This is a genomic window from Tardiphaga alba (assembly GCF_018279705.1).
GTDB classification, from domain to species: domain Bacteria; phylum Pseudomonadota; class Alphaproteobacteria; order Rhizobiales; family Xanthobacteraceae; genus Tardiphaga; species Tardiphaga alba.
Genome location: NZ_CP036498.1, coordinates 4313204 through 4332240, shown reverse-complemented (window position 1 = coordinate 4332240; position 19037 = coordinate 4313204). Strand labels below are relative to the sequence as shown.

Sequence of the window (19037 nt, the reverse complement as noted above, 5' to 3'; positions counted from 1 at the left end):
CCGCGATGTTTACGCCGCGGCGATCAACATCATTTCGGCCGCTGCTGCGGTTCTGGCCTCGGCCTGAGCCACGGCTTCCGCCATTTCGATTATTGCGGGCACCTGCGCCAGTGGGACCGGTCGGGCGTACAGGTAGCCTTGCCCCTTGCTGCAGCCTTCGCCGAGCAGGAAGTGCCATTGCGCCGAGGTTTCGATGCCTTCGGCGAGCACCGGAATGCGCAGGCTGTGGCCGAGCGCCAGCACCGTACGGACGATCGCGCAGGCTGCGGCGTCATCGGGAATGCGGCGGACGAAAGATTGATCGAGCTTGATCTTGTCGAACGGAAAAACGTGCAGCGTGCTGAGCGACGAATAGCCGGTGCCGAAATCGTCCATGGCTATGGAGATGCCCATCGCTTTCAGCTTGCGCAGGATGTGCAGCCCGCGTGTCTGGTCCGCCATCAATGTCGTTTCCGTCACTTCGATCTCGAGGCGCTGCGGCGACAAGCCAGTATCGAGCAGGATCGCGTGAATCGTTTCGGCAAGATCGGCTCGGCCGAACTGCACGGGTGACAGATTGACGGCAATCGTGCCGGGCAGGCGACCTGCTGCGGCATCGCGACAAGCTGTGCGCAGCGCCCATTCGCCCATGTCGAGGATGGCATCGGTTTCTTCCGCGAGCGGAATGAAATCGGCCGGCGACACGCGGCCGAGTTTCGGATGGTTCCAGCGCATCAGCGCCTCGGCGCCACAGATGGTGCCGTCTTCCAGCAGCGCCTGCAGCTGATAGTGAAGTTCGAGTTCGCCATTGGTGACGGCGCTTTGCAGGTCGCGCGCCAGTGCCCGGCGGGTGCGGGCGGCAGCATCCATCTCGCCGTGATAGGCACAGATGGCGCCGCGTTGTGTGGCCTTGCCGCGATCCATCGCGAGTTTGGCATTGCTGAGCAGCTGGTCGCGCTCGGGCGTATCGGTCGGGAAGACCGAATAGCCGATCGCGACCGTGAGCGCGATCGTGTGGTCGCGAATGACGAACGGGGCGGCGAATGACGCCGCAATGCGCATGGCAAACTGTTCGGCATCCGCGGGCTGGCTGCCCGACATCTGCAAAGCGAGAAATTCGTCGCCGCTCTGCCGCGCCAGGAATTCGTCTTCGCCAAGCGCATGCCGCATCCGCGCCGCGGCCTCGATCAGCAGCAAATCGCCGGCGCCATGACCGTAGAGATCGTTGACGTCCTTGAAGCCATCGATATTGATCGCCAGCGCTGCAAGCTTGTGCGCGCGTTCGTGGGATTCCGCGGCCCAGAAAGCGAGGCGCTCGTTGAAAGCGATGCGGTTCGGCAGGCCGGTCATGCTGTCGTTGAACGACAGCTGGTGAATGCGTTCGGCCGACTCCGTCCGTGCTCGCATGTCGATGACATATGACGAGAAGCCGCTGCCCATCACCAGCAGCACGGCCAGCACGACGCCGACACCGAGCATCTTCGCCGGCACCAATTCCGGGGCCAGCACCGCCGATGGATCGGGAACGACATTCGCAGACACCGTCAATGCGTAGTGCATGGTGCAGATCATGAATGCGAGCACGATGGCTGCGCCATGCCGGCACCAGCGCGTCACCGGACGGTTGGCGCGATTGACGGAGAGCGCCGACAGGCCGAGGCCGAGCAGCAGCAACAGCGCGAGTCCATAGCCGCTCCATTGCGTCGTGCCGCTGAAGTGCCAGGCATCGACGCCGATGTAGTGCATCAGGAGAATGCCGACACCCATCACGCCGCCGCCGAGCTCGGGCGCCAAGGTGAAATGCCGGCTGCCGATTTCGAAGCCGACAAGACATGAGAGGATCGCGATGGCGAGTGTGATCGCCACAGGGACGAGGTCGAAGCCGCTATTCAGCTGCGGATCGAGTGCAAGGATCGATATGTAGGTCGAGGCCCAGAGCGCCGCGCCGGTGCCGACAGATGCCATGAACAGCCAGCCGATTCGCGTCGATCCCAATGTGGCCCGGGCGCGCGCGAAGTGGCGCATGCCCACCCAGGTTCCAAATAGGCAGACCGATCCCGCGAGCAGCACGAGAATCTGATGGACGACGAACGTAAAGTGACCCGACATGAAGCTTCCCCTGCGTATCATCCTACGAGGGACAGCCTTAATCGGTTGTAAGGTGGTGCCTTTATCCGCATCGATATAGGTCGCATCGCCAAAACAGGGTTGAAGCCGGGTTAGCATTTCCGCTCGCTGAGGTTGGGGTCTGCGGTCGTAAACGCGCAGAACGAATTCAGCGGTGTTTTGTTAACCCGGCACGTGAACGCGCGAGGAGGTTCCGGAATGCGATACGAGCTGTATTACTGGCCGATGATCCAGGGGCGCGGCGAATATGTCCGCCTCGCGCTGGAAGAGGCCGGCGCCAACTATGTCGATGTCGCCCGCGGCAAAGCCGGCATGGGCGCGATGACGAAAATGCTGGAGGCGAAGAAGGATCTGCCGCCTTTTGCGCCGCCGTTCCTGAAGGCGGGCAATCTGGTGATCGGCCAGACGGCGAACATCCTGCTCTATCTCGGTGCGCGGCACGGGCTGGCGCCGAAGACGGAAGCCGGGCGGCTCAAGCTCAACGACCTGCAACTGACCATCGCGGATTTCGTGATGGAAGTGCACGACACCCATCATCCGATCGGCACGTCGCTCTATTACGAAGACCAGAAGGGCCGGCCAAGCTGCGCACCAGAGAGTTCTGGAACGAACGCGTGCCCAAGTTTCTCGGATACTTCGAGAAGCTGGTGAAGGCCAGCGACGGCGCCTATATCACCGGCCGGAAGATCACCTATGTGGATCTGTCGCTGTTCCAGATCGTCGAGGGATTCCGCTACGCGTTTCCGAAGCGGATGAAGAAATTCCAGCGCGACATCCCGACGCTCGTCGGACTGCATGATCAAGTTGCCGAGCGGCCGAACATCAAGGCCTATCTCGCTAGCGACCGCCGCATCCCGTTCAATGAGGAAGGTATCTTCCGGCGCTACAAGGCGCTCGATAAGTAGCATCTGTAGGGTGGGCACGCTGCGCTTTGCCCACCCTACCAGTGTCACTCACACGTATTGATCGATCCGCGTGCCCTGGCCCGGCGGCAGCGGCGGGCGCGCCGGCGGTGGCGGATTGCGTTCTTCCTGATCCTGCTTCTTCACCTCAGGCGTCCGCGCCTGGATCGGCTGGATCGGTGTGGCCGGGGGCGTGCTGCTCACGCTTGAAACACTCATGACAATGTCCTTGCTTCCAAATATGTCCAGGAAACATGGGCGCGTCTGCACAAAGAGTGATGAATCATTTCCTGCAATTTGAAGCGATCGCCATCGGATATCGCCGCTGGCGAATGATATATTTCCGCGATCGCTAAAATTGTAGCGATGTCACTCGTTGCGGCCGCGCGACATCGAGATCGTCGCAGTGGTCTTGTCGCGGGTGCAGCGGAAGTCGAGGCGGCGAAAGCGCATCTTGATGTCATTGCCGCGCAGTAGCCCCATCCGGCTCAGGCAACGCTGCGAGCCGCGCAGCGTGTCCTGCTTGGGGATGGTGAAGACAACCGCGCCGGCACTGGCGACAAGATCCGTGAAGGCCGGCGCGGGCTTTCGCGTTGGCGATTGCGCGAACAGTTCGTTCGTCACCGTGCGGTTGATGCAGCCAAGCCGGAGCTGTTTTGCCGCCGGGTGGGAGAGATAGATCACATTGGCCGCGGTGCGCCCGATGCTGATGCCGTCGATCTGGCTCTTGAGCTGCTTGGCAAGGTCATCGCAACGATCGGCATGCGCCGGCGAGGCGAGGGCGGCGAAAAGAGCGATGGCGAGATAAGCGGATCTGGATGTCATGATGTCCCCAAGACGATTGAAGCCGGGTGGCGGCTTTGATGCAAGGCCGGAACGCGAGGGTCTTCGCCAATCCCCTCATTGGTGCTACACTCCGGCTATGACCAGAGATCAAGTCAAAGCTGTTCTCGATCGTGTTCTCACCTGGCCGCCAGAGCGGCAGGAGGATGTCGTTCGCATCCTTGAAGAGATGGAAGAACTGGACGCGAGCGAATACCGTCTGTCCGACGAGCAGGTCGCCGAGGTCAAGCGGCGGATGGCGAAGCCCGATCCGAAATATCTGACGCTCGAAGAATTCAACGAGCGGTTCAAGGATTAGAGCTAGCCATGAGGATCATCGTCGAGGAGGAGGCTGCTGCCGATCTCGATGATGCGATCCGATGGATTTCACATGAAAGCCCGCGTGCCGCCGTCAAAATGCGTCGGCGCATCGTTGTGGCGATCAATCGGCTCTCGAACCCGAAGCTCACCGGAATGGGACGCCCTGGTCAGATCAAGGGGACGCGCGAATTGATCGAGCACCCTTATGTCATCGTTTATCGGGTAGATGCCCCCACGAAGGCCGTCATTGTACAGGCCATCATCCACGGCGCCCGCGACCGCCCATCTTCCCCGACATCCGACGAAAACTGACCTTTCCCGCCGGAATCGCGCCCCCGGCCATGTCTTTTGAACCCTTCAAAACTGTGCGGAAACCTCTTAAAAGGGCTCCAAATTCCCGTCCCTTGAGGCCCGTCCCATGAACGCTCCCGCCGCTTTCCCCGACCAGCAGAAGCCGGTTCCGCCCTATAAGCACACCCCGCTGTTCCCGCTGGGCAAGGACACCACGCCTTACAAGAAGATCACCTCCGAGGGCGTGAGCGTCGAAAAGGTGCTGGGCAAGGAGATGCTGGTGGTGTCGCGCGATGCGCTGAAGGCGCTCAGCGAGGCGGCGTTCGGCGACATCAACCACTATCTGCGCCCCGGCCACCTGCAGCAGCTGCGCAACATCCTCGATGACAGCGAGGCCTCGCCGAACGACAAGTTCGTCGCCTTCGACTTCCTGAAGAACGCCAATATCGCCGCCGGCGGCGTGCTGCCGATGTGCCAGGACACCGGCACCGCCATCATCATGGGCAAGAAGGGCTGCAACGTCATCACCGATGGTGAGGACGAAGCCGCTCTCAGCGAAGGCGCGCGCGACGCCTATCTGCGCCGCAATCTGCGTTACTCGCAGGTCGCGCCGCTGACCATGTATGAAGAAAAGAACACCGCCAACAACATGCCGGCACAGTGCGAGATCTATGCCGAAGGCGACGACGCCTACAAGTTCATGTTCATGGCCAAGGGCGGCGGCTCCGCCAATAAGAGCTTCCTTTTCCAGGCCACGCCGTCGGTGCTGACCAAGGATCGTCTGCTTGCGTTCCTGAAGGAAAAGATCATGACGCTGGGCACCGCCGCGTGCCCGCCCTATCACCTCGCCATCGTCATCGGCGGCACGTCCGCCGAGCTGTGCATGAAGACGGTGAAGCTTGCATCGGCGCGCTATCTCGACGCGCTGCCCACCCAGGGCTCGCCGGATGGCAATGCCTTCCGCGATCTGGAGATGGAGCAGGAAATCCTCAAGATGACGCAGTCGTCGGGCGTCGGCGCGCAGTTCGGCGGCAAGTATTTCTGCCATGACGTCCGTGTCATTCGCCTGCCGCGCCACGGTGCGTCGCTGCCGATCGGCCTCGGCGTGTCCTGCTCGGCCGATCGTCAGGTGCTCGGCAAGATCACCAAGGACGGGGTCTATCTCGAAGAGCTCGAACATAACCCCGCGCAATATCTGCCGCAGGTGGAGCAGGAGCTCGGCGGCGAGGTCGTGAAGATCGATCTCAACCAGCCGATGAAGGACATGCTGGCGACGCTCAGCAAATATCCGACCAAGACGCGCCTCTCGCTCACCGGCACCATGGTCGTCGCGCGCGACAGCGCGCATGCCAAGCTGCGCGAACGCCTGGAGAAGGGCGAGCCGCTGCCGGATTACTTCAAGAACCACCCGGTCTATTACGCGGGCCCCGCCAAGACCCCGGATGGCTATGCGTCCGGCGCCTTCGGCCCGACCACGGCCGGCCGCATGGATTCTTTCGTCGATCAGTTCCAGGCCGCCGGCGGCTCCATGGTGATGGTCGCCAAGGGCAACCGTGCGGTCGCCGTGCGCGAAGCCTGCAAAAAGTATGGCGGCTTCTATCTCGGCTCGATCGGCGGCACCGCGGCGAACCTTGCCGAGCACTGCATCAAGAAGGTCGAGGTCGTCGAATATGCCGAGCTCGGCATGGAAGCGATCTGGCGCATCGAAGTCGAGGATTTCCCGGCTTTCATCATCATCGATGACAAGGGCAACGACTTCTTCAAGGAACTGAACCTGGGCTAACGATTAGAGGGGCGGAACCAGATCCGCCCCTCATCCTGAGGAGCCGCGCAATTGCGCGGCGTCTCGAAGGATGGCCGCCAGACTCCGGAGCCAGGCCATCTCATGGTTCGAGACGGCGCTCCGCGCCTCCTCACCATGAGGGGACGGAGCCCCATTCATCCCCGGTTTCCGCACGCTTCCACCCGCACGAAGCCTTGCGGAATTTCTCGCCTCTCGCTAGAACAAAAAGAGTACGCGAGAGATGCCCGTGACCGAATTTACTCCCTATTTTCCGATTGCCACGCTGGCTTTGGCTTTCATCGCCGCGCTGTTTGCGATCGTGGCTGTCATCGTGGTCGCGCGTCGCCCGGTTGCGCTGGAGCGCGCCGAGGTCAGCGAGCTGCTGCGCTTCGAGGGCGACGCCATTCGCGCGGCGTCCGACGCCGAGATCCGCGCTGTCCGGCAGGAGCTGCTGCAGACCATGAGCCAGCAGCAGGGCGCGGCGGCGGACATGATGCTGAAGCTGGAGGACCGCTTGCTCAAGCAGGTCGATAATTTTGGCCAGCGTCTCGCTCTATCGAACCAGACCACCGAAGCCCGCATCAACGAGATCGGCACCAAGCTGAATGCCGATATCGGCCGCATGGAGCAGTCCTCCACCGCCAATCGCGAGGCGTTGCGCACGATGGTCGAACACAAGCTCGATCAATCCGGCGCCGCGCATGCGGAGTCCGCGCGCAACCTGCGCGAGGAGCTGAACAACAGCTTCCACAGCCTGCGCCAGAATGTGGCGGGCACGCTGGGTGAGATCAGCAATCACCAGAAGGAGCGTCTCGACGCGACGAAGCTTGCGATCGACGAACTCACCCGCACCCAGGGCCAGAGCGGCGAGCAGTTGCGCCAGACGGTGGAAGGCCGTCTCGATCAGCTGCGCACCGAAAATGCTGCCGAGCTGGAGAAGGTCCGTACCACCGTCGACGAGAAGCTTCAGACCACGCTGGAAACACGGCTGAACGAGAATTTCGGCCGCGTGGTCGAGCAGCTCAATAAGGCCTATGAAGTGTTCGGCGAGATGCGCAGCATCTCCACCCATGTGGGTGATCTCAAAAACGTCCTCACCAATCCGAAGCTGCGCGGCACGTTTGGTGAGGTGCAGCTGGCGATGCTGCTGCAGGATTTCCTGTCGCCGACGCAATATATCAAGGACGCGCAGATCAAGCCGAATTCGGCAGAGCGCGTCGAATATGCGATCCGCCTGCCGATGCTCGATGGTGACGAAATGCTGCTGCCGGTGGATGCGAAGTTTCCGCGCGAGGATCACGAGCATATGCTCGAGGCGCTCGAAGCCAATGACGTCGAACTGGCCGCGCATTTCCGCAAACAGCTCGAAAACCGCATAAAATCCTTCGCCAAGGACATCGCGAAGAAATACATCAACCCGCCGCGCACCACCGAGCGCGCGATCCTGTTCCTGCCCACCGAAAGCCTGTTCGCGGAAGTGCTGCGCATTCCCGGCCTGTTCGATCACGTCCAGCGCGAATGCAATGTGATGCTGGCAGGGCCGACCACCTTTGCCGCCATCCTCCACGCCTTCCAGGTCAATCATCGCTCGATGGTGATCGCGGAGCGCTCCGGCGATGTCTGGAAGATCCTCAGCGCCGTCCGCACCGAGTTCAAGCGCTACAACGATACGGTGGGCAAGGTCGCCCGGCAGCTGAATACGGCCGCGGGCTCGGTGGCCGAGCTCGACAAGCGCAGCCGCCTGATGGATCGCGCACTGCGCGATGTCGCCGTCATGCCAGATGACGGCAGTGCAGCCCGGATGCTAGGGCTCAATGAAGCGCTGCCCGATGATGGCGACGACGATCTGATCAAGGCCATCGGTGGCGCCGCACGCGACGCCTTGCTGGACGACGACGCACCGTCGCCGGACTGAGACCGATGATGGCCATCGGTCTCGACGGTTTTCGTAAAGGCTGGGTCGCCGTCACCCTCGATGGTGACCGCCGGAGCATCGCTTTTCCATCGGACATCTCGTGGCTCGCAGCGCAGCGCTTCGACCGGGCGGCCATCGACATTCCCATCGGGATGACCGAGGACGGCGATCGTCTCTGCGATCGCCTGGCCCGTGCGAAGCTCAGGCCTCACGGTTCGCGCGTCTTCTCCGGTGCGCGGCGGTGGTTGTGGCAGGAATTCACTGATCCCGCTCGTGCCAATGAAGAGGCCGTGCGGCGTGGACAGTCGCGTGTGTCGTTGCAGCTCTGGCATATCGGCGCCAAGATCATGGAGACGGACGTGTTCATCCGACGGCATCGGCATCTCGATCTGCGCGAGGTGCATCCCGAACTGGTCTTCCTGCGTTTGAATGATGACAAGCCATTGCCGTCGAAACATACGGAGGAGGGGCTCGCACTTCGTCGCGATCTACTCGCTGCAAACGGCTTGCGCGAACTGGATGAGTGGTTGTCGGTCCGGCGCAAAGGCACCGGCGCCAAGCGCGACGATGTGCTGGATGCCTGCGCCGTTGCGCTCGCAGCACGCGATGCGCGGGATTGTTTGCCGAGCGGAGACGCGCCCCATGATTCGCATCAGCTTGCGATGCAGATCTGGTTCTGACGCGTCGACATTTTCATCGACAAAGCGCGACTCAGCCACGCAGTCCATCACGCCGATTAACCATCATCTCCGGGACTCGATTCTGTGCGGACTCACAAGCCCGTGGAGAAAAAAGAAAAGCGGTGACGACTCGCGGACTCCTGTTCCAATGGCATCGGAGACAGAACCGGGATTCGAGGCGGGGCCATGATCGATGCATTGAAGCTGAATGTGACGGTGGTGACCTTGCTCGCCGCGGCCAGCGCGATCAACGGCGTGATGTTTTACCACTATCTCTGAGGTCAGCCGTTACGGCACCGACACCGCGGCCGCCCGTAGGCGGCGGCCGACCAGAATTCTGAAAACGACATATTGCAGTCCGAAAGCGGCGACCTTGGCGCCCATCAGAACCACCGATACGTAGAACGCCCACAGCTTCATGTCGCCGCTCATCGCCACGCCGATGGTGCCGGCGCCCAGCGCAAACATCAGCGCTGCCCAGGCATAGCCTGCAATGGTCACATATTCCGGAATGGTCTCGCTGACGATCGGCGGCAGGTAGCGCAGCATCCAGCCTTTGCGCAGCATGATCGCGCCGATGGCGAAATGGCCGATGCTCGGCTTGGCCAGCACGAAACGCGGATCATTGGTGAGCAGCGTTGCGCCGCCCAGCACAATGACCAGTGCAAGGCTGGCATAGGTCATCACATCGAGTTTCTCTCCCTTGATGCGCGCGCGGATGAATTGCGCGACCGCGCCTGCAATCGCGACGCAGGTCGCCAGGACCACATCGCCGGTGATCAGATAGAGCACCAGGAAAAGGACGGTGGAGAAGAAGTCCTGGCCCAGCTTGGCGAATACGTCCTTCATCGCGGTCTCCGGAAGAGTGAGGGGCAGGTGGTAACGATCAGGACTTCAGCGGCGGCGTCTGGCCGGCGGCATATTTCGCGCGCCGATATTGCGGATACCATCTGGTGAAGTACAGCGCCGCGTTGCGTGCAGCGAATGCAATGGCAAAGCCGATCCATAGCGGCAATCCCGGCACGAACATCACCAGCATGTCGGCCAGCAGCATCAGCACGAAAGCGAATGTCCAGGCCCAGGTGATCACGTAATTGGCGGCAAGGAAGCCAGGCAGCTTCATGGTTTCGGCGTCCACCTGCTCGCGCGCATATTGCAGCGTGAAGGGCGAGCGGATCACCAGCGACAGCAAAGCGATCGCCAGCACGCCGAGATCGACGGCCAGATGCAAGGCTGTCCGGCTCCAGTTACCGTCGATCAAAGTGACGTAGCAGCCGATGGCCGCGAAGAGGAGCGCGGAGCCTGCGGCAAGCATTTTCACCGATCCGCCGCGCGCGACATCCCAGACCACGATGCCAAGCGCCAGCGCGGCAGTCGCGAACAGGCTTGTGGCGGCAGAGGTAAACAGCATCAGCAAGGCGAAGCTGCCGAACGGGGCGAGGATGAGAAAGGTGGCCATGCGGGGTATCCGGTTGCCATTATCTTTACGATGTAAAGATGCGTTTAAGCCTGCCGTTGATATCCGTCAAGCGAAATCTTTACAGTGTAAAAATCATTGTTATAAGCGGGAATGGCCAAATCCGACCGCACCAAGTCTCCCGGCAAGCCGCCGCCAGCGCGGCGCAAGCCCGCCGCTCAGGCAAAGCGCGGCGCGAAGCCTGCCGCAAAGCCGGGCGTCACCGAATCCCCCTATCATCACGGCGACCTGCATGTTGCCCTGCTGAAGGGCGCGCAGATCGTTCTGGAGCGCGACGGGTTCAACGGTTTGACGTTGCGTGCGGTCGCGCGCGAAGCCGGCGTGTCGCATGCCGCGCCGACCCATCACTTCGGCGATCTGACGGGATTGCTCAGCGAACTCGCGGCCGTGGGCTTCCTTAATTTCAACGCGGCGCTCAATGCCGCCAGCGCCACCGGCACCACCCCTGCGGAAAGCGGGCTGGCGCGGGCGCGGGCCTATCTCGCTTATGCGCGCGCGCAGCCCGGCATGTATCAGCTCATGTTCCGCACCGAGCGTCTCGACATGAACCGACCGGCGTTGAAGGAGGCGAGCAATATTTCGTTCGCCAGCCTGGCGCGCGTGGTCGGTGTCGTTCATGCCGGTGATGTCGCCACCGATGCGCTGTCGATGACGCAGGCAACGCAAATCGCGCGCACCTGGTCGCTGGCGCATGGCTTTGCCATGCTCGTGCTGGCGGGGCGGCTGGACTACATTCTGGAGCGTCTGCCCGGCAAGCCGGATGCGGAGACGCTGTTTGTGGAGACGCTGAAGATCAGCGTGCCGCCGCCGCAATAGCGGTGTGAAACCCTGCACGAAGATGCGCGTTGACCGCGCATGGCCAAGAGCACAACCCGCAAGGCTCCCTGGAAACGCGCAAACCCGCGCAAGCGCGCGGGCAAGGCGTCCAAACATCTCACGCCCGCGAAGAAAGCTGCCGCAAAGGCCCGCGCCAAACGCGCCGGTCGGCCTTATCCCAATCTCGTGGACAATATGAACATGGCAAAGTCAGCGAAGAAGAAGACCGCCAAAAAGACTGCGAAAAAGGCTGCCAAGAAGACGGTGAAAAAGAAATCGTCGAAAAAATCGACGAAGAAAGCCGCCAAGAAAACCGCCAAGAAAACTACAAAGAAAACGACCAAGAAGACCGCGAAGAAAAAAGCTTCCAAGAAAGCCGAGAAAGATCCGAAGGGCGGGCTGACGGCCGCTGGCCGCAAGGCTTTTGCGAAAAAGGATGGCGCGCATCTCAGGCCGGGCGTCACCAAGAAGGTGTCGGAGATGACGCTCACCGAGATGCGGCGCAAGGGCAGCTGGGCCGTGCGCTTCTATGGACGTGCGAAACTGCCGCCGCTGGTGGATGGCGAGGGCCGCCCGACGCGTCATGCGCTGTCGGCCCATGCCTGGGGCGAGCCGGTGCCGAAAACAGTCGCAGCTGCGCGAAAAATTGCAGCGAAAGGCGAGCGACTGCTCGAACGTTACAGGGCAGCGAAGGCCCGCGCCTAGCGCGGCAGCGCGAGCTCGATGCTGCGGCCGTTCAGGCCGGCGACTTTCACCTTGTCCTTCTTGCAATCGAAATTGCGCGCGAGATCGTCGGCGGCCTTGCGCGCGATCTCGTTGGCATCCGGATTGGCTTTCACGTCGATATAAGCCACGTGGCAGGCGCCGCCGGGCGGCAGCCGCGTCACCACCAGCATCTGCTTGCTAAGCGGGCGTCCATCCTTGCCGGTGTCGTCGTTGTCCGCGATATGCCAGCGCTGGATCATTGCAAATGGCTTGCCGGCATGCAGCCGCCATTCGATTGTGGGCGTGGTGGAGTTGAACGGGCCGAAGCCTTGCCCCGCGGCGGGCTGGTCATTGGCAGACTTGGCGGTGCGGCCGACTGAAATGGTTTCGCGCAGGTCGTCCTCGCTCTTCACCACCTTGAAGCCGGCCGGGCCGCGGCAGACGCGTTCGGATGCGATATCCGCACCGTCGATCTTGGTGCTGGATATCTTGCGACAATCCTTGTCGGCGGTGGACGAATAGGAACTGCCGATCGGATCGGCGGCGGCAATGGTGGCCGCGCCGACAATCAGCAGCAGGGTGGCGGAAAAACTGGCAATCGTGGTCATGGCGCAAATCCTGAGGCAAATCCTGAGGGACAATTTGCGATTATGACGTCGGCAAGCTGGGGAAGGTTCATCGGAGCAGGCGCAGGGCTGCTGGCCCCGCAGGCGGAATCGATCTAAAAGGCCCGATCCGCATTCCCTTTTTCAGCAGTGTCAGCCCCGCCTCATGTCCGTCTCCACCGCCTCGAAGCCCTATCGCATCGGCCGTTCCAAGACCGGTCTCGGCCTGTTCGCCACCCAGCCGATCAAGAAGGGCGTGAAGATCATCCGCTATTTCGGCCCGCTGCTGGATTCCAAGAACGAGAAGCACGACGCGATCGAGAACAAGTATTTGTTCCAGATCAGCAAGCGCTGGACCGTGGACGGATCGATCCGCAAGAACGTTGCGCGCTACATCAATCATTCCTGCAAGCCGAATGCGGAATCCGACGTCAATCCGGCGAAGAAAAAGATCATCATCCGCTCGATCAAGAAGATCGAGCCGGGCGAGGAGATCAACTACGATTACGGCACGGAGTATTTCAAGGAATACCTGAAGCCGATCGGCTGCAAGTGCGAGGGCTGCGAAGCCAAGCGCGCGAAGAAGCGCGCCAAGCTTCGCGCCGAGAAGGCGAAGGCCAAGGAAAAGGCCGAGCGCAAGGAGCAGAAGCGCGCCGACAAGGCCAAGCGCAAGAAGGACAAGGCGAAAGCCAAAAAGGCTGACGTCAAGAAAGCGCTGAAGAAGCCAGCAAAGGCTGCGAAGAAGGCCAAGGCTGCGAAGGCCACCAAGACGACAAAGGCCGTCGGCAAGAAAGCCAAGGCGAAGAAGGCCAAAGCGAAGAAGGCCAAAGCGAAGAAGGGCTGAGCGGCTCTCGCTTTACCTCTCCCCACCGGGGAGAGGTAAAGTAGAGAATGCGGCGACTGTGAGTTCTTCCTCACGCCGTCTGCACCGCACTGCTCTTGCGCAGCCCGATGAATTGCAGCTCCGCAAATACGCCGACTGCAACCGCCTGCATCGCGACAAAGATCTGCCCGAGCAGGTTCGGGCTCACGGCTCCCGAAAACAGCAGGCCGATGCTGCCGAGGGTCCAGGCGGCATTGCCGATGATGACGGCGAGCACCAGCAATCTCGGCATGGTGTCGCGGGTGCCGAGCCAGCCGATCAGCGCCACATAGGCAATGAGGAACAATCCGGACTCCAGCAATAGCGCGGCGGGAAGCTGCGTCAGTCCCGCCACCAGCCCGGTGGCAAGCGTGAGCAGCAGCGCCATGGCGCCGCTGACCACGGCGTCGATCTGGATGGCACGGCGGAGCAGCAGGGATGGGGTGATCATGGTCGTTCTCCTTCGGTGATCGGTTGCGATGTCGCGAAGATGTCCGGCCAGGGGAGGCAAATCGATTACCTCGGAGGTCATGGAAGCGCAAAAAATCGCATGTTAGCTTTTTGCCATGACCACACAGCTTGCCACGTCATCTTCCGCCCGCCCCATGGCCATCGGCGATCACTTGCGCGAATGGCGGCAGCGCCGTCGCCTCAGCCAGCTCGATCTCGCCGGCGATGCGGAGATTTCCACGCGCCATCTCTCATTCGTCGAAACCGGCCGCGCGGCGCCATCGCGCGACATGGTGATGCGGCTCGCCGAGCGCCTCGATGTGCCGCTGCGCGAGCGCAATGTGTTGCTCGTCGCGGCCGGTTTTGCCCCGGCCTTTCCGCAGCGGACGCTGGACGACCCGGCGCTGGCCTCGGCGCGGCAGGCGATCGATGTGGTGTTGAAGGCGCACGAGCCGCATCCGGCGCTGGCGGTGGACCGGCACTGGAATCTCGTATCGGCCAACCGCATGGTCATGCCGCTGCTCGCGGGCATCCCCGCTGAACTGCTGGCGCCGCCGCTCAATGTGCTCCGGCTGAGCTTCCATCCGCAGGGGCTGGCGGCGCGCACGGTCAATCTCGGCGAATGGTGCGCGCATCTGCTGGAGCGGCTGCATCGCCAATGCGAGGCGACCGCCGATCCCGAACTGATCAGGCTGTATCAGGAGCTGAAGTCCTATCCAGTGCCGGCACGGTCCGCGCCGATCCCGGCGGACAGCGTTGTCGTGCCGTTTCGCATGAAGCATGGCGACGACGTGCTCAGCTTCATGTCCACCACCATGACCTTCGGCACGCCGCTCGATATCACTTTGTCCGAGATCGCCATCGAGACGTTCTTTCCGGTCGATGAGGCAACGACGCAGAGGCTGCGCCTGCTCGCAACTGCGGGATAGGCGCGGGGAACCGCGGCCTTGCCGTGCATCCGCGCGCGGCCTATCTGTGGACGGCAAGACCAAAGGGAGCCTGCCCATGAGCGCCACCAAGCCGCTTCAGATCGATATCGTGTCCGACGTCGTGTGCCCGTGGTGCTATATCGGCAAACGCCGGATCGAGAATGCGCTGGCTTTGGCGCCCGATGTGCCGGTCCATGTGAACTGGCGGCCGTTCTTCCTCAATCCCTGGATTCCGCGCGAAGGCATCGAGCGCTCCACCTATCTCGAAACCAAGTTCGGATCGGTGGACGCCTATAAGGGCATCGCGCAGCGCGTCGTCGCCGCCGCCGAAGAGGAAGGGCTTAGCTACAAGCCCGACTCGGTCAAGCGCCAACCCAACACCATCGACTGCCATCGTCTGATCCATTGGGCCGACGCCATCGGCAAGGCGCCGGAGATGAAGCAGAAGCTGATGGAACTGTATTTCCGCGATGGCGGCGATCTCACATTGACGGACACGCTGGTGCAGGCCGCGGCCGAGATCGGCCTCGATGCCGATGATGTCCGCAAGCGCCTCGCCACCGATGAGGACGTTGCGAAGATTTCAGCCGATGCCAAGGAGGCATCGGACAAGGGAATCTCCGGCGTGCCGACCTATGTCTTCGCCGGCAAATATGCGGTGTCGGGCGCGCAGGATCCGGAGAAGCTGGCGCGGGCGATCCGGCAGGTCTCGGCCGAGATCAATGCGGAAGCTGCGGAGTAGGCGCTGCTAACGTTTGCGTAGCCGACGTATCAGTCGCTTGGCCTGTTCGCGCGCATGGTGGCGTACGGACAGCATCGCGTAAGCGAGTGTCGCCACGGGATCGTGCGGCCGCAATGGCAGCACGACATCGCCGATGGCAAGCCGGTCACGCCAGATCGGATCGATCATCGGATGACCGGGCGCGGCGGTCGAGTCCGCGGACGCGATGGCGGGATCGGCGCAGAGATGGCGGGTGACGTCGAGCGTGAGCTGCACGCCCGGTGAGTATTTCGCGAAACGCTCGTCGATGCCGATCTTGAAGTAATAGGCACGGTCGAGGTGACGCACCATCAGGGCGGATGCCACCGGCGTGGCGCCGGCCATCAGCGTGACGATCTCGCACTGGCCGCGCGCCGCAAGGGCACTCGTCGCCTGCCGGATGAAAGCTTCGTCGCCGGCATTCTGGCTGAGCGCCGTGCCACGCGTGCCCTTCCAGCCGCTGGCTTCGAGCACGAGAAATCTGTCCAGCGCAGCAGCCACATCGTCCGGCGTGCGCGCGACATGGAAGCTGACATCGCCATGCTCGGCGAGGCGATTGCGCTGGCGCCGCAGGTCCTTCAGCTTCTTGGATCCGAGCGCATCGCGCAGCACGTCCTCGGCATCGCGCGTGGCGTCGAGGCAGGCGCGATGATGCGAGGTGATCACGCGCGGCCCCAGATTGTTGGCGCCGAGCACCTTGCGGAGCGTCTGCATCGCCGGACCATCCAGCGAGACGTTGAACAGCACCAGCGCGCGGGCGCCGCGCTGCCGGGCCTGCGTGATCATGGCGCTCAACGCTTCGGGCGCCGCATCGCGATCAAGCAGCGGCGTCGATAGCGTGCCATAGACGTCGGCATTGATGAGGACGGGGAGCGGCAGGCGGAAGGCGCGGCTGAACGGGATGACCGGTAGCAGTCCGATCAGCCGGTTCGGCGCTTTGGCTGCCCAGGCCGTCAGAACGGAGACGTCGGTACGCTGATGCGCGAAGGCATTCACCGCCAGCGCCCAGTTGGCGAGGACATAGCCGCTCGGCTCGATGGCACGGGCTTCGAGCGCGTGCCAGGCGTCCAGCGGCACGTCGATCAGATCGCGCACCGTCTCCAGACCTGCGGCACGCGCCGGTCGCTGCGCGCCATGTTCCGCGACATCCCGCTTGGCCATTGAATGGGCGATCTCGACCACGTCCCGTTTCCCGTTTGGAGAAACGCTAGACGAAAAATGCCAAGATCTGGTTGTCGCAACCGACAAATGCCGGATGATCGGGAAACCCGATATTCACCCTGGAATTTCCCGGGTTCGGGTGCTTCTCACAGGTTTGTGGCGTGAGGGCGGGAATTCGCCTTCGGAGTGCTCTTGTGGAACCCGGTATCTCCGTCGATGGACCGGCCGCGATAGGACTGGAAAAGGACGGGAGCGTCGGGGTATCAACGGGCAGGAGAGGGGATATCGCATGAAAGCATTGATACTGGCCGTGGCGGTCCTGGCCGCCTTCGCAACCACCGCAAATGCGCAGGCACGCCGCAGCGCTCCCGAGGAAAAAGGCCCGCACGCCAATCCGCCCGAGCCGCCGAAGCCGGATGACCGGGCCTACAAGGCCGCTCTCGATCGCATTCCCGATCCCAAGCAGAAATACGATCCGTGGGGCAACGTGGCGCCTGCGCAGACCCCGGCCGCTCCGGCCAAGAAGAAGTAGGCCGTCTATCGCGCACTGCGCGGTTCGCCGTGAACCGCGTTTGCGCTGGTCGCGACCAAATTCATGCAGCGGCAGCCCGTCGCATTGCTGGCGTACGGGCCACCTGATTTCACTTGAAACAGGCGGGGATCATCCGTCGCGCATCCGGCGGTTCCGGGGAGGTCGTTCGATGGTGGGTCCAGTTATCCGCAATGCCGTTGTGGCCGCGGCCGTGATGCTCGGTTCGCAGGCTGCTTGGGCAGAGAGCCGCATCGCGCTGGTGATCGGCCAGTCCGCCTACAAGGCGGTGACGCCACTGCCCAATCCTGCCAATGACGCCAAGGCGATGGCCGCGATGCTGACCGATGCCGGCTTCGAGGTGCAGTCGGCATCCGACCTGTCGCAGAACGAGTTGCGCGCCAAGATCAGCGAATTCGCACAGACCGTCTCTGCCAAGGGACCAGACACCGTGTCGCTGGTCTTCTATGCCGGGCACGGCGTGCAGGTCGACGGCGAGAATTACCTGATGCCGGTCGATATCGATCCCAAACGGGAGATTGATGTCACGCTGCAGGCCGTCCGTCTCAATGACATCATCAACACGCTGACCACGGTGCCGAGCAAGAGCCGGATCATCCTGCTCGACGCCTGCCGCAACAATCCGTTTCCAGGTCTCGCCAAAACGACGCCGCGGGGCCTCGCCCATGTGGATGTGAAGTTCGGGACGGCCGGCACGCTGCTGTCGTTCTCGACCGCGCCCGGCTCGGAAGCCGAGGACGGCAACGGCGCCAACAGCCCCTATACGACCGCGCTGCTGAAAGCGGGGCGCGAACCCGGCCTCCCCATCGAGGATGCCTTCAAGCGCGTGCGCCTGGCCGTCAATCAGGCCACCGAGGGACGCCAGACGCCGTGGGAAAGCTCGTCGCTGGTGAGCGACTTCCGCTTTTTCGGCGCCAGCGCGAGCACCAACGCCAATTCCAGCGCAGGCGGGGATACGAAGGCGCCGCTCGGCAAAAAGTCGGCTGACGACTGGAAGAAGGATCTGAAGGGCAAGACGATCCAGCAGGCCCACGACATGATCGTGTTCGACGGCTCGGTGGAAGCCTATGAGGCGTTTGTGAGCCTCTATGCCGAGCCGCCCTTCGGTCCAGAAGCGCGGGACTGGCTCGATCGGCACTACCGGATGGTCGCCTGGAATATCGCAGTCATCACCAACACGGTCCCGGCTTTCGAGACCTTCCTGGCCAAATTCCCCGATAGTGAACAGGCCCCGACAGCCCGCGGCCTGATCGAGCGCGTGCGCAACAAGCCGGTGCCAGTGGCGACGGCTGCCGCGCCGACCACATTGGCTGCACTGGCCACGCCGGCGCCGACCTGCCCCTGCAATGCCCCCCGGCGGCTGCCCCCGCATCAAAGAAGGCCGAAAAGCCTGCAAAGGCCGACACGAAGAAGCGTGCCGAGCGCACGCCGCGGCGCGAGATCATCGAGGAAGAGATCGTGGTGCGCCGTCCGCCTCCAGCCTATTACGCGCCGGCCCCGCGCATTTATTACGGCGGTGGTGGCGGGTATGGCGGCGGCTACAACCGCGGCGGCGGTTATGGCGGCGGCAGCCGATACTGAGGCGCAGTCCTAGTCGAAGGCGATCCCGATCTGGCGCTCCGTGCTCCAGACGGGATGGCCGCGGCGGATGAACTGATCCGCCTCGATCACCAGATGAAATTGTTCGGGAATGCCCATCGGGCTGGCCACGTCCACCCGTGCGCCCGAGGCCGACAGGTTTCGCACGGTGCAATCGACGCCGCCTCCGCCGACGAAAGTCAGCATGCCGCGTTTTAGAACCCGTTGGCGTGGATGTTCACGTCGCTCGATCATGGCCGTCGTCCGTCTGGTGTCGGACGGGACGCTAGCAGTACCATCTTGCCGGTCATTGAACCCGATCGC

General features: G+C 62.6%; 21 protein-coding genes and 1 pseudogene. 13 read left to right on the top strand and 9 right to left on the bottom strand.

The window, feature by feature from the left end; genetic code table 11:
* Window positions 1-9: 9 nt before the first annotated feature.
* On the bottom strand, window positions 10-2088 hold the full coding sequence (locus RPMA_RS20745) for a bifunctional diguanylate cyclase/phosphodiesterase (protein ID WP_211909552.1): 2079 nt from the start codon (window positions 2086-2088) through the stop codon (window positions 10-12).
* Window positions 2089-2304: 216 nt separating this feature from the next.
* Between RPMA_RS20745 and RPMA_RS20740 the strand changes: the two are divergent.
* A pseudogene (locus tag RPMA_RS20740) lies at window positions 2305-3011 on the top strand (glutathione S-transferase).
* Window positions 3012-3059: 48 nt separating this feature from the next.
* Here the strand turns inward: RPMA_RS20740 and RPMA_RS20735 are convergent.
* Window positions 3060-3227: a hypothetical protein gene (locus RPMA_RS20735; protein WP_211909551.1), complete on the bottom strand. Its 168-nt coding sequence runs from the start codon at window positions 3225-3227 to the stop codon at window positions 3060-3062.
* A gap of 150 nt (window positions 3228-3377) precedes the next feature.
* On the bottom strand, window positions 3378-3833 hold the full coding sequence (locus RPMA_RS20730; RefSeq protein WP_211909550.1) for a hypothetical protein: 456 nt from the start codon (window positions 3831-3833) through the stop codon (window positions 3378-3380).
* A 97-nt stretch (window positions 3834-3930) separates the two neighbouring features.
* Between RPMA_RS20730 and RPMA_RS20725 the strand changes: the two genes are divergently transcribed.
* The 5 genes from RPMA_RS20725 to RPMA_RS20705 all read left to right on the top strand — a co-directional run bounded on the left by RPMA_RS20725 (window position 3931) and on the right by RPMA_RS20705 (window position 8820).
* Window positions 3931-4149, top strand: coding sequence for a hypothetical protein (locus RPMA_RS20725; protein ID WP_211909549.1), 219 nt, complete (start codon window positions 3931-3933; stop codon window positions 4147-4149).
* 8 nt (window positions 4150-4157) lie between these two features.
* The gene (locus RPMA_RS20720) at window positions 4158-4463 is read left to right on the top strand and encodes a type II toxin-antitoxin system RelE/ParE family toxin (protein WP_211909548.1); all 306 of its coding nucleotides are present in this window, start codon (window positions 4158-4160) and stop codon (window positions 4461-4463) included.
* Between the two features lie 106 nt (window positions 4464-4569).
* Entirely contained in the window at window positions 4570-6225 is a 1656-nt protein-coding gene (locus tag RPMA_RS20715; protein ID WP_211909547.1) for a fumarate hydratase, read from the top strand.
* A 247-nt stretch (window positions 6226-6472) separates the two neighbouring features.
* Window positions 6473-8140: a DNA recombination protein RmuC gene (gene rmuC / locus RPMA_RS20710; RefSeq protein WP_211909546.1), complete on the top strand. Its 1668-nt coding sequence runs from the start codon at window positions 6473-6475 to the stop codon at window positions 8138-8140.
* A gap of 5 nt (window positions 8141-8145) precedes the next feature.
* Entirely contained in the window at window positions 8146-8820 is a 675-nt protein-coding gene (locus RPMA_RS20705; RefSeq protein ID WP_211909545.1) for a DUF429 domain-containing protein, read from the top strand.
* A gap of 288 nt (window positions 8821-9108) precedes the next feature.
* Here the strand turns inward: RPMA_RS20705 and RPMA_RS20700 are convergent, their stop codons facing one another.
* Together RPMA_RS20700 and RPMA_RS20695 are read right to left on the bottom strand one after the other, a co-directional pair.
* A complete protein-coding gene (locus tag RPMA_RS20700; RefSeq protein ID WP_211909544.1) occupies window positions 9109-9669 on the bottom strand; it encodes an inner membrane-spanning protein YciB in 561 nt (186 codons plus the stop codon).
* Between the two features lie 37 nt (window positions 9670-9706).
* On the bottom strand, window positions 9707-10279 hold the full coding sequence (locus RPMA_RS20695; RefSeq protein ID WP_211909543.1) for a hypothetical protein: 573 nt from the start codon (window positions 10277-10279) through the stop codon (window positions 9707-9709).
* Between the two features lie 111 nt (window positions 10280-10390).
* Here RPMA_RS20695 and RPMA_RS20690 point away from each other — a divergent pair, with 111 nt between their 5' ends.
* A complete protein-coding gene (locus RPMA_RS20690) occupies window positions 10391-11113 on the top strand; it encodes a TetR/AcrR family transcriptional regulator (protein ID WP_211909542.1) in 723 nt (240 codons plus the stop codon).
* Window positions 11114-11152: 39 nt separating this feature from the next.
* Window positions 11153-11818 (top strand): DUF6321 domain-containing protein, encoded by a 666-nt coding sequence (locus RPMA_RS20685; protein ID WP_211909541.1) that lies wholly within the window; start codon window positions 11153-11155, stop codon window positions 11816-11818.
* On the opposite strand, the gene RPMA_RS20680 is transcribed toward RPMA_RS20685, so the two are convergent.
* Window positions 11815-12426 carry a hypothetical protein gene (locus RPMA_RS20680; RefSeq protein ID WP_211909540.1) on the bottom strand — a complete coding sequence of 204 codons (612 nt, stop codon included), beginning with the start codon at window positions 12424-12426 and terminating at the stop codon, window positions 11815-11817. The two genes, RPMA_RS20685 and RPMA_RS20680, sit on opposite strands and share 4 nt — an antisense overlap.
* Before the next feature lie 163 nt (window positions 12427-12589).
* On the opposite strand from RPMA_RS20680, the gene RPMA_RS20675 reads away from it, so the two are divergent.
* The gene (locus RPMA_RS20675) at window positions 12590-13267 is read left to right on the top strand and encodes an SET domain-containing protein (RefSeq protein ID WP_211909539.1); all 678 of its coding nucleotides are present in this window, start codon (window positions 12590-12592) and stop codon (window positions 13265-13267) included.
* 70 nt (window positions 13268-13337) lie between these two features.
* On the opposite strand, the gene RPMA_RS20670 is transcribed toward RPMA_RS20675, so the two are convergent.
* On the bottom strand, window positions 13338-13736 hold the full coding sequence (locus RPMA_RS20670) for a hypothetical protein (RefSeq protein ID WP_211909538.1): 399 nt from the start codon (window positions 13734-13736) through the stop codon (window positions 13338-13340).
* A 115-nt stretch (window positions 13737-13851) separates the two neighbouring features.
* Between RPMA_RS20670 and RPMA_RS20665 the strand changes: the two genes are divergently transcribed.
* Window positions 13852-14664 (top strand): helix-turn-helix domain-containing protein, encoded by an 813-nt coding sequence (locus RPMA_RS20665; RefSeq protein WP_211909537.1) that lies wholly within the window; start codon window positions 13852-13854, stop codon window positions 14662-14664.
* A 76-nt stretch (window positions 14665-14740) separates the two neighbouring features.
* Window positions 14741-15406: a DsbA family oxidoreductase gene (locus RPMA_RS20660; RefSeq protein WP_211909536.1), complete on the top strand. Its 666-nt coding sequence runs from the start codon at window positions 14741-14743 to the stop codon at window positions 15404-15406.
* Window positions 15407-15412: 6 nt separating this feature from the next.
* Here the strand turns inward: RPMA_RS20660 and RPMA_RS20655 are convergent, their stop codons facing one another.
* A complete protein-coding gene (locus RPMA_RS20655) occupies window positions 15413-16606 on the bottom strand; it encodes a GNAT family N-acetyltransferase (protein ID WP_249225320.1) in 1194 nt (397 codons plus the stop codon).
* Window positions 16607-16874: 268 nt separating this feature from the next.
* Here RPMA_RS20655 and RPMA_RS20650 point away from each other — a divergent pair, with 268 nt between their 5' ends.
* Both RPMA_RS20650 and RPMA_RS20645 read left to right on the top strand, forming a co-directional pair.
* Window positions 16875-17117 carry a hypothetical protein gene (locus RPMA_RS20650; RefSeq protein ID WP_211909535.1) on the top strand — a complete coding sequence of 81 codons (243 nt, stop codon included), beginning with the start codon at window positions 16875-16877 and terminating at the stop codon, window positions 17115-17117.
* Between the two features lie 169 nt (window positions 17118-17286).
* Window positions 17287-18729, top strand: coding sequence for a caspase family protein (locus RPMA_RS20645; RefSeq protein ID WP_249225318.1), 1443 nt, complete (start codon window positions 17287-17289; stop codon window positions 18727-18729).
* Here RPMA_RS20645 and RPMA_RS20640 read toward each other — a convergent pair.
* Complete coding sequence (locus RPMA_RS20640) at window positions 18726-18968, bottom strand: PilZ domain-containing protein (protein ID WP_211909534.1); 243 nt, start codon at window positions 18966-18968, stop codon at window positions 18726-18728. The two genes, RPMA_RS20645 and RPMA_RS20640, sit on opposite strands and share 4 nt — an antisense overlap.
* Window positions 18969-19037 lie beyond the last annotated feature (69 nt).

What these genes read in the sequence shown, in the direction of transcription:
- RPMA_RS20745 (WP_211909552.1), bottom strand. Translation starts at nt 2,088, where the DNA reads ATGTCGGGTCACTTTACGTTCGTCGTCCATCAGATTCTCGTGCTGCTC.
- RPMA_RS20735 (WP_211909551.1), bottom strand. Translation starts at nt 3,227, where the DNA reads ATGAGTGTTTCAAGCGTGAGCAGCACGCCCCCGGCCACACCGATCCAG.
- RPMA_RS20730 (WP_211909550.1), bottom strand. Translation starts at nt 3,833, where the DNA reads ATGACATCCAGATCCGCTTATCTCGCCATCGCTCTTTTCGCCGCCCTC.
- RPMA_RS20725 (WP_211909549.1), top strand. Translation starts at nt 3,931, where the DNA reads ATGACCAGAGATCAAGTCAAAGCTGTTCTCGATCGTGTTCTCACCTGG.
- RPMA_RS20720 (WP_211909548.1), top strand. Translation starts at nt 4,158, where the DNA reads ATGAGGATCATCGTCGAGGAGGAGGCTGCTGCCGATCTCGATGATGCG.
- RPMA_RS20715 (WP_211909547.1), top strand. Translation starts at nt 4,570, where the DNA reads ATGAACGCTCCCGCCGCTTTCCCCGACCAGCAGAAGCCGGTTCCGCCC.
- RPMA_RS20705 (WP_211909545.1), top strand. Translation starts at nt 8,146, where the DNA reads ATGATGGCCATCGGTCTCGACGGTTTTCGTAAAGGCTGGGTCGCCGTC.
- RPMA_RS20700 (WP_211909544.1), bottom strand. Translation starts at nt 9,669, where the DNA reads ATGAAGGACGTATTCGCCAAGCTGGGCCAGGACTTCTTCTCCACCGTC.
- RPMA_RS20695 (WP_211909543.1), bottom strand. Translation starts at nt 10,279, where the DNA reads ATGGCCACCTTTCTCATCCTCGCCCCGTTCGGCAGCTTCGCCTTGCTG.
- RPMA_RS20690 (WP_211909542.1), top strand. Translation starts at nt 10,391, where the DNA reads ATGGCCAAATCCGACCGCACCAAGTCTCCCGGCAAGCCGCCGCCAGCG.
- RPMA_RS20685 (WP_211909541.1), top strand. Translation starts at nt 11,153, where the DNA reads ATGGCCAAGAGCACAACCCGCAAGGCTCCCTGGAAACGCGCAAACCCG.
- RPMA_RS20680 (WP_211909540.1), bottom strand. Translation starts at nt 12,426, where the DNA reads ATGACCACGATTGCCAGTTTTTCCGCCACCCTGCTGCTGATTGTCGGC.
- RPMA_RS20675 (WP_211909539.1), top strand. Translation starts at nt 12,590, where the DNA reads ATGTCCGTCTCCACCGCCTCGAAGCCCTATCGCATCGGCCGTTCCAAG.
- RPMA_RS20670 (WP_211909538.1), bottom strand. Translation starts at nt 13,736, where the DNA reads ATGATCACCCCATCCCTGCTGCTCCGCCGTGCCATCCAGATCGACGCC.
- RPMA_RS20665 (WP_211909537.1), top strand. Translation starts at nt 13,852, where the DNA reads ATGACCACACAGCTTGCCACGTCATCTTCCGCCCGCCCCATGGCCATC.
- RPMA_RS20660 (WP_211909536.1), top strand. Translation starts at nt 14,741, where the DNA reads ATGAGCGCCACCAAGCCGCTTCAGATCGATATCGTGTCCGACGTCGTG.
- RPMA_RS20650 (WP_211909535.1), top strand. Translation starts at nt 16,875, where the DNA reads ATGAAAGCATTGATACTGGCCGTGGCGGTCCTGGCCGCCTTCGCAACC.
- RPMA_RS20645 (WP_249225318.1), top strand. Translation starts at nt 17,287, where the DNA reads ATGGTGGGTCCAGTTATCCGCAATGCCGTTGTGGCCGCGGCCGTGATG.
- RPMA_RS20640 (WP_211909534.1), bottom strand. Translation starts at nt 18,968, where the DNA reads ATGATCGAGCGACGTGAACATCCACGCCAACGGGTTCTAAAACGCGGC.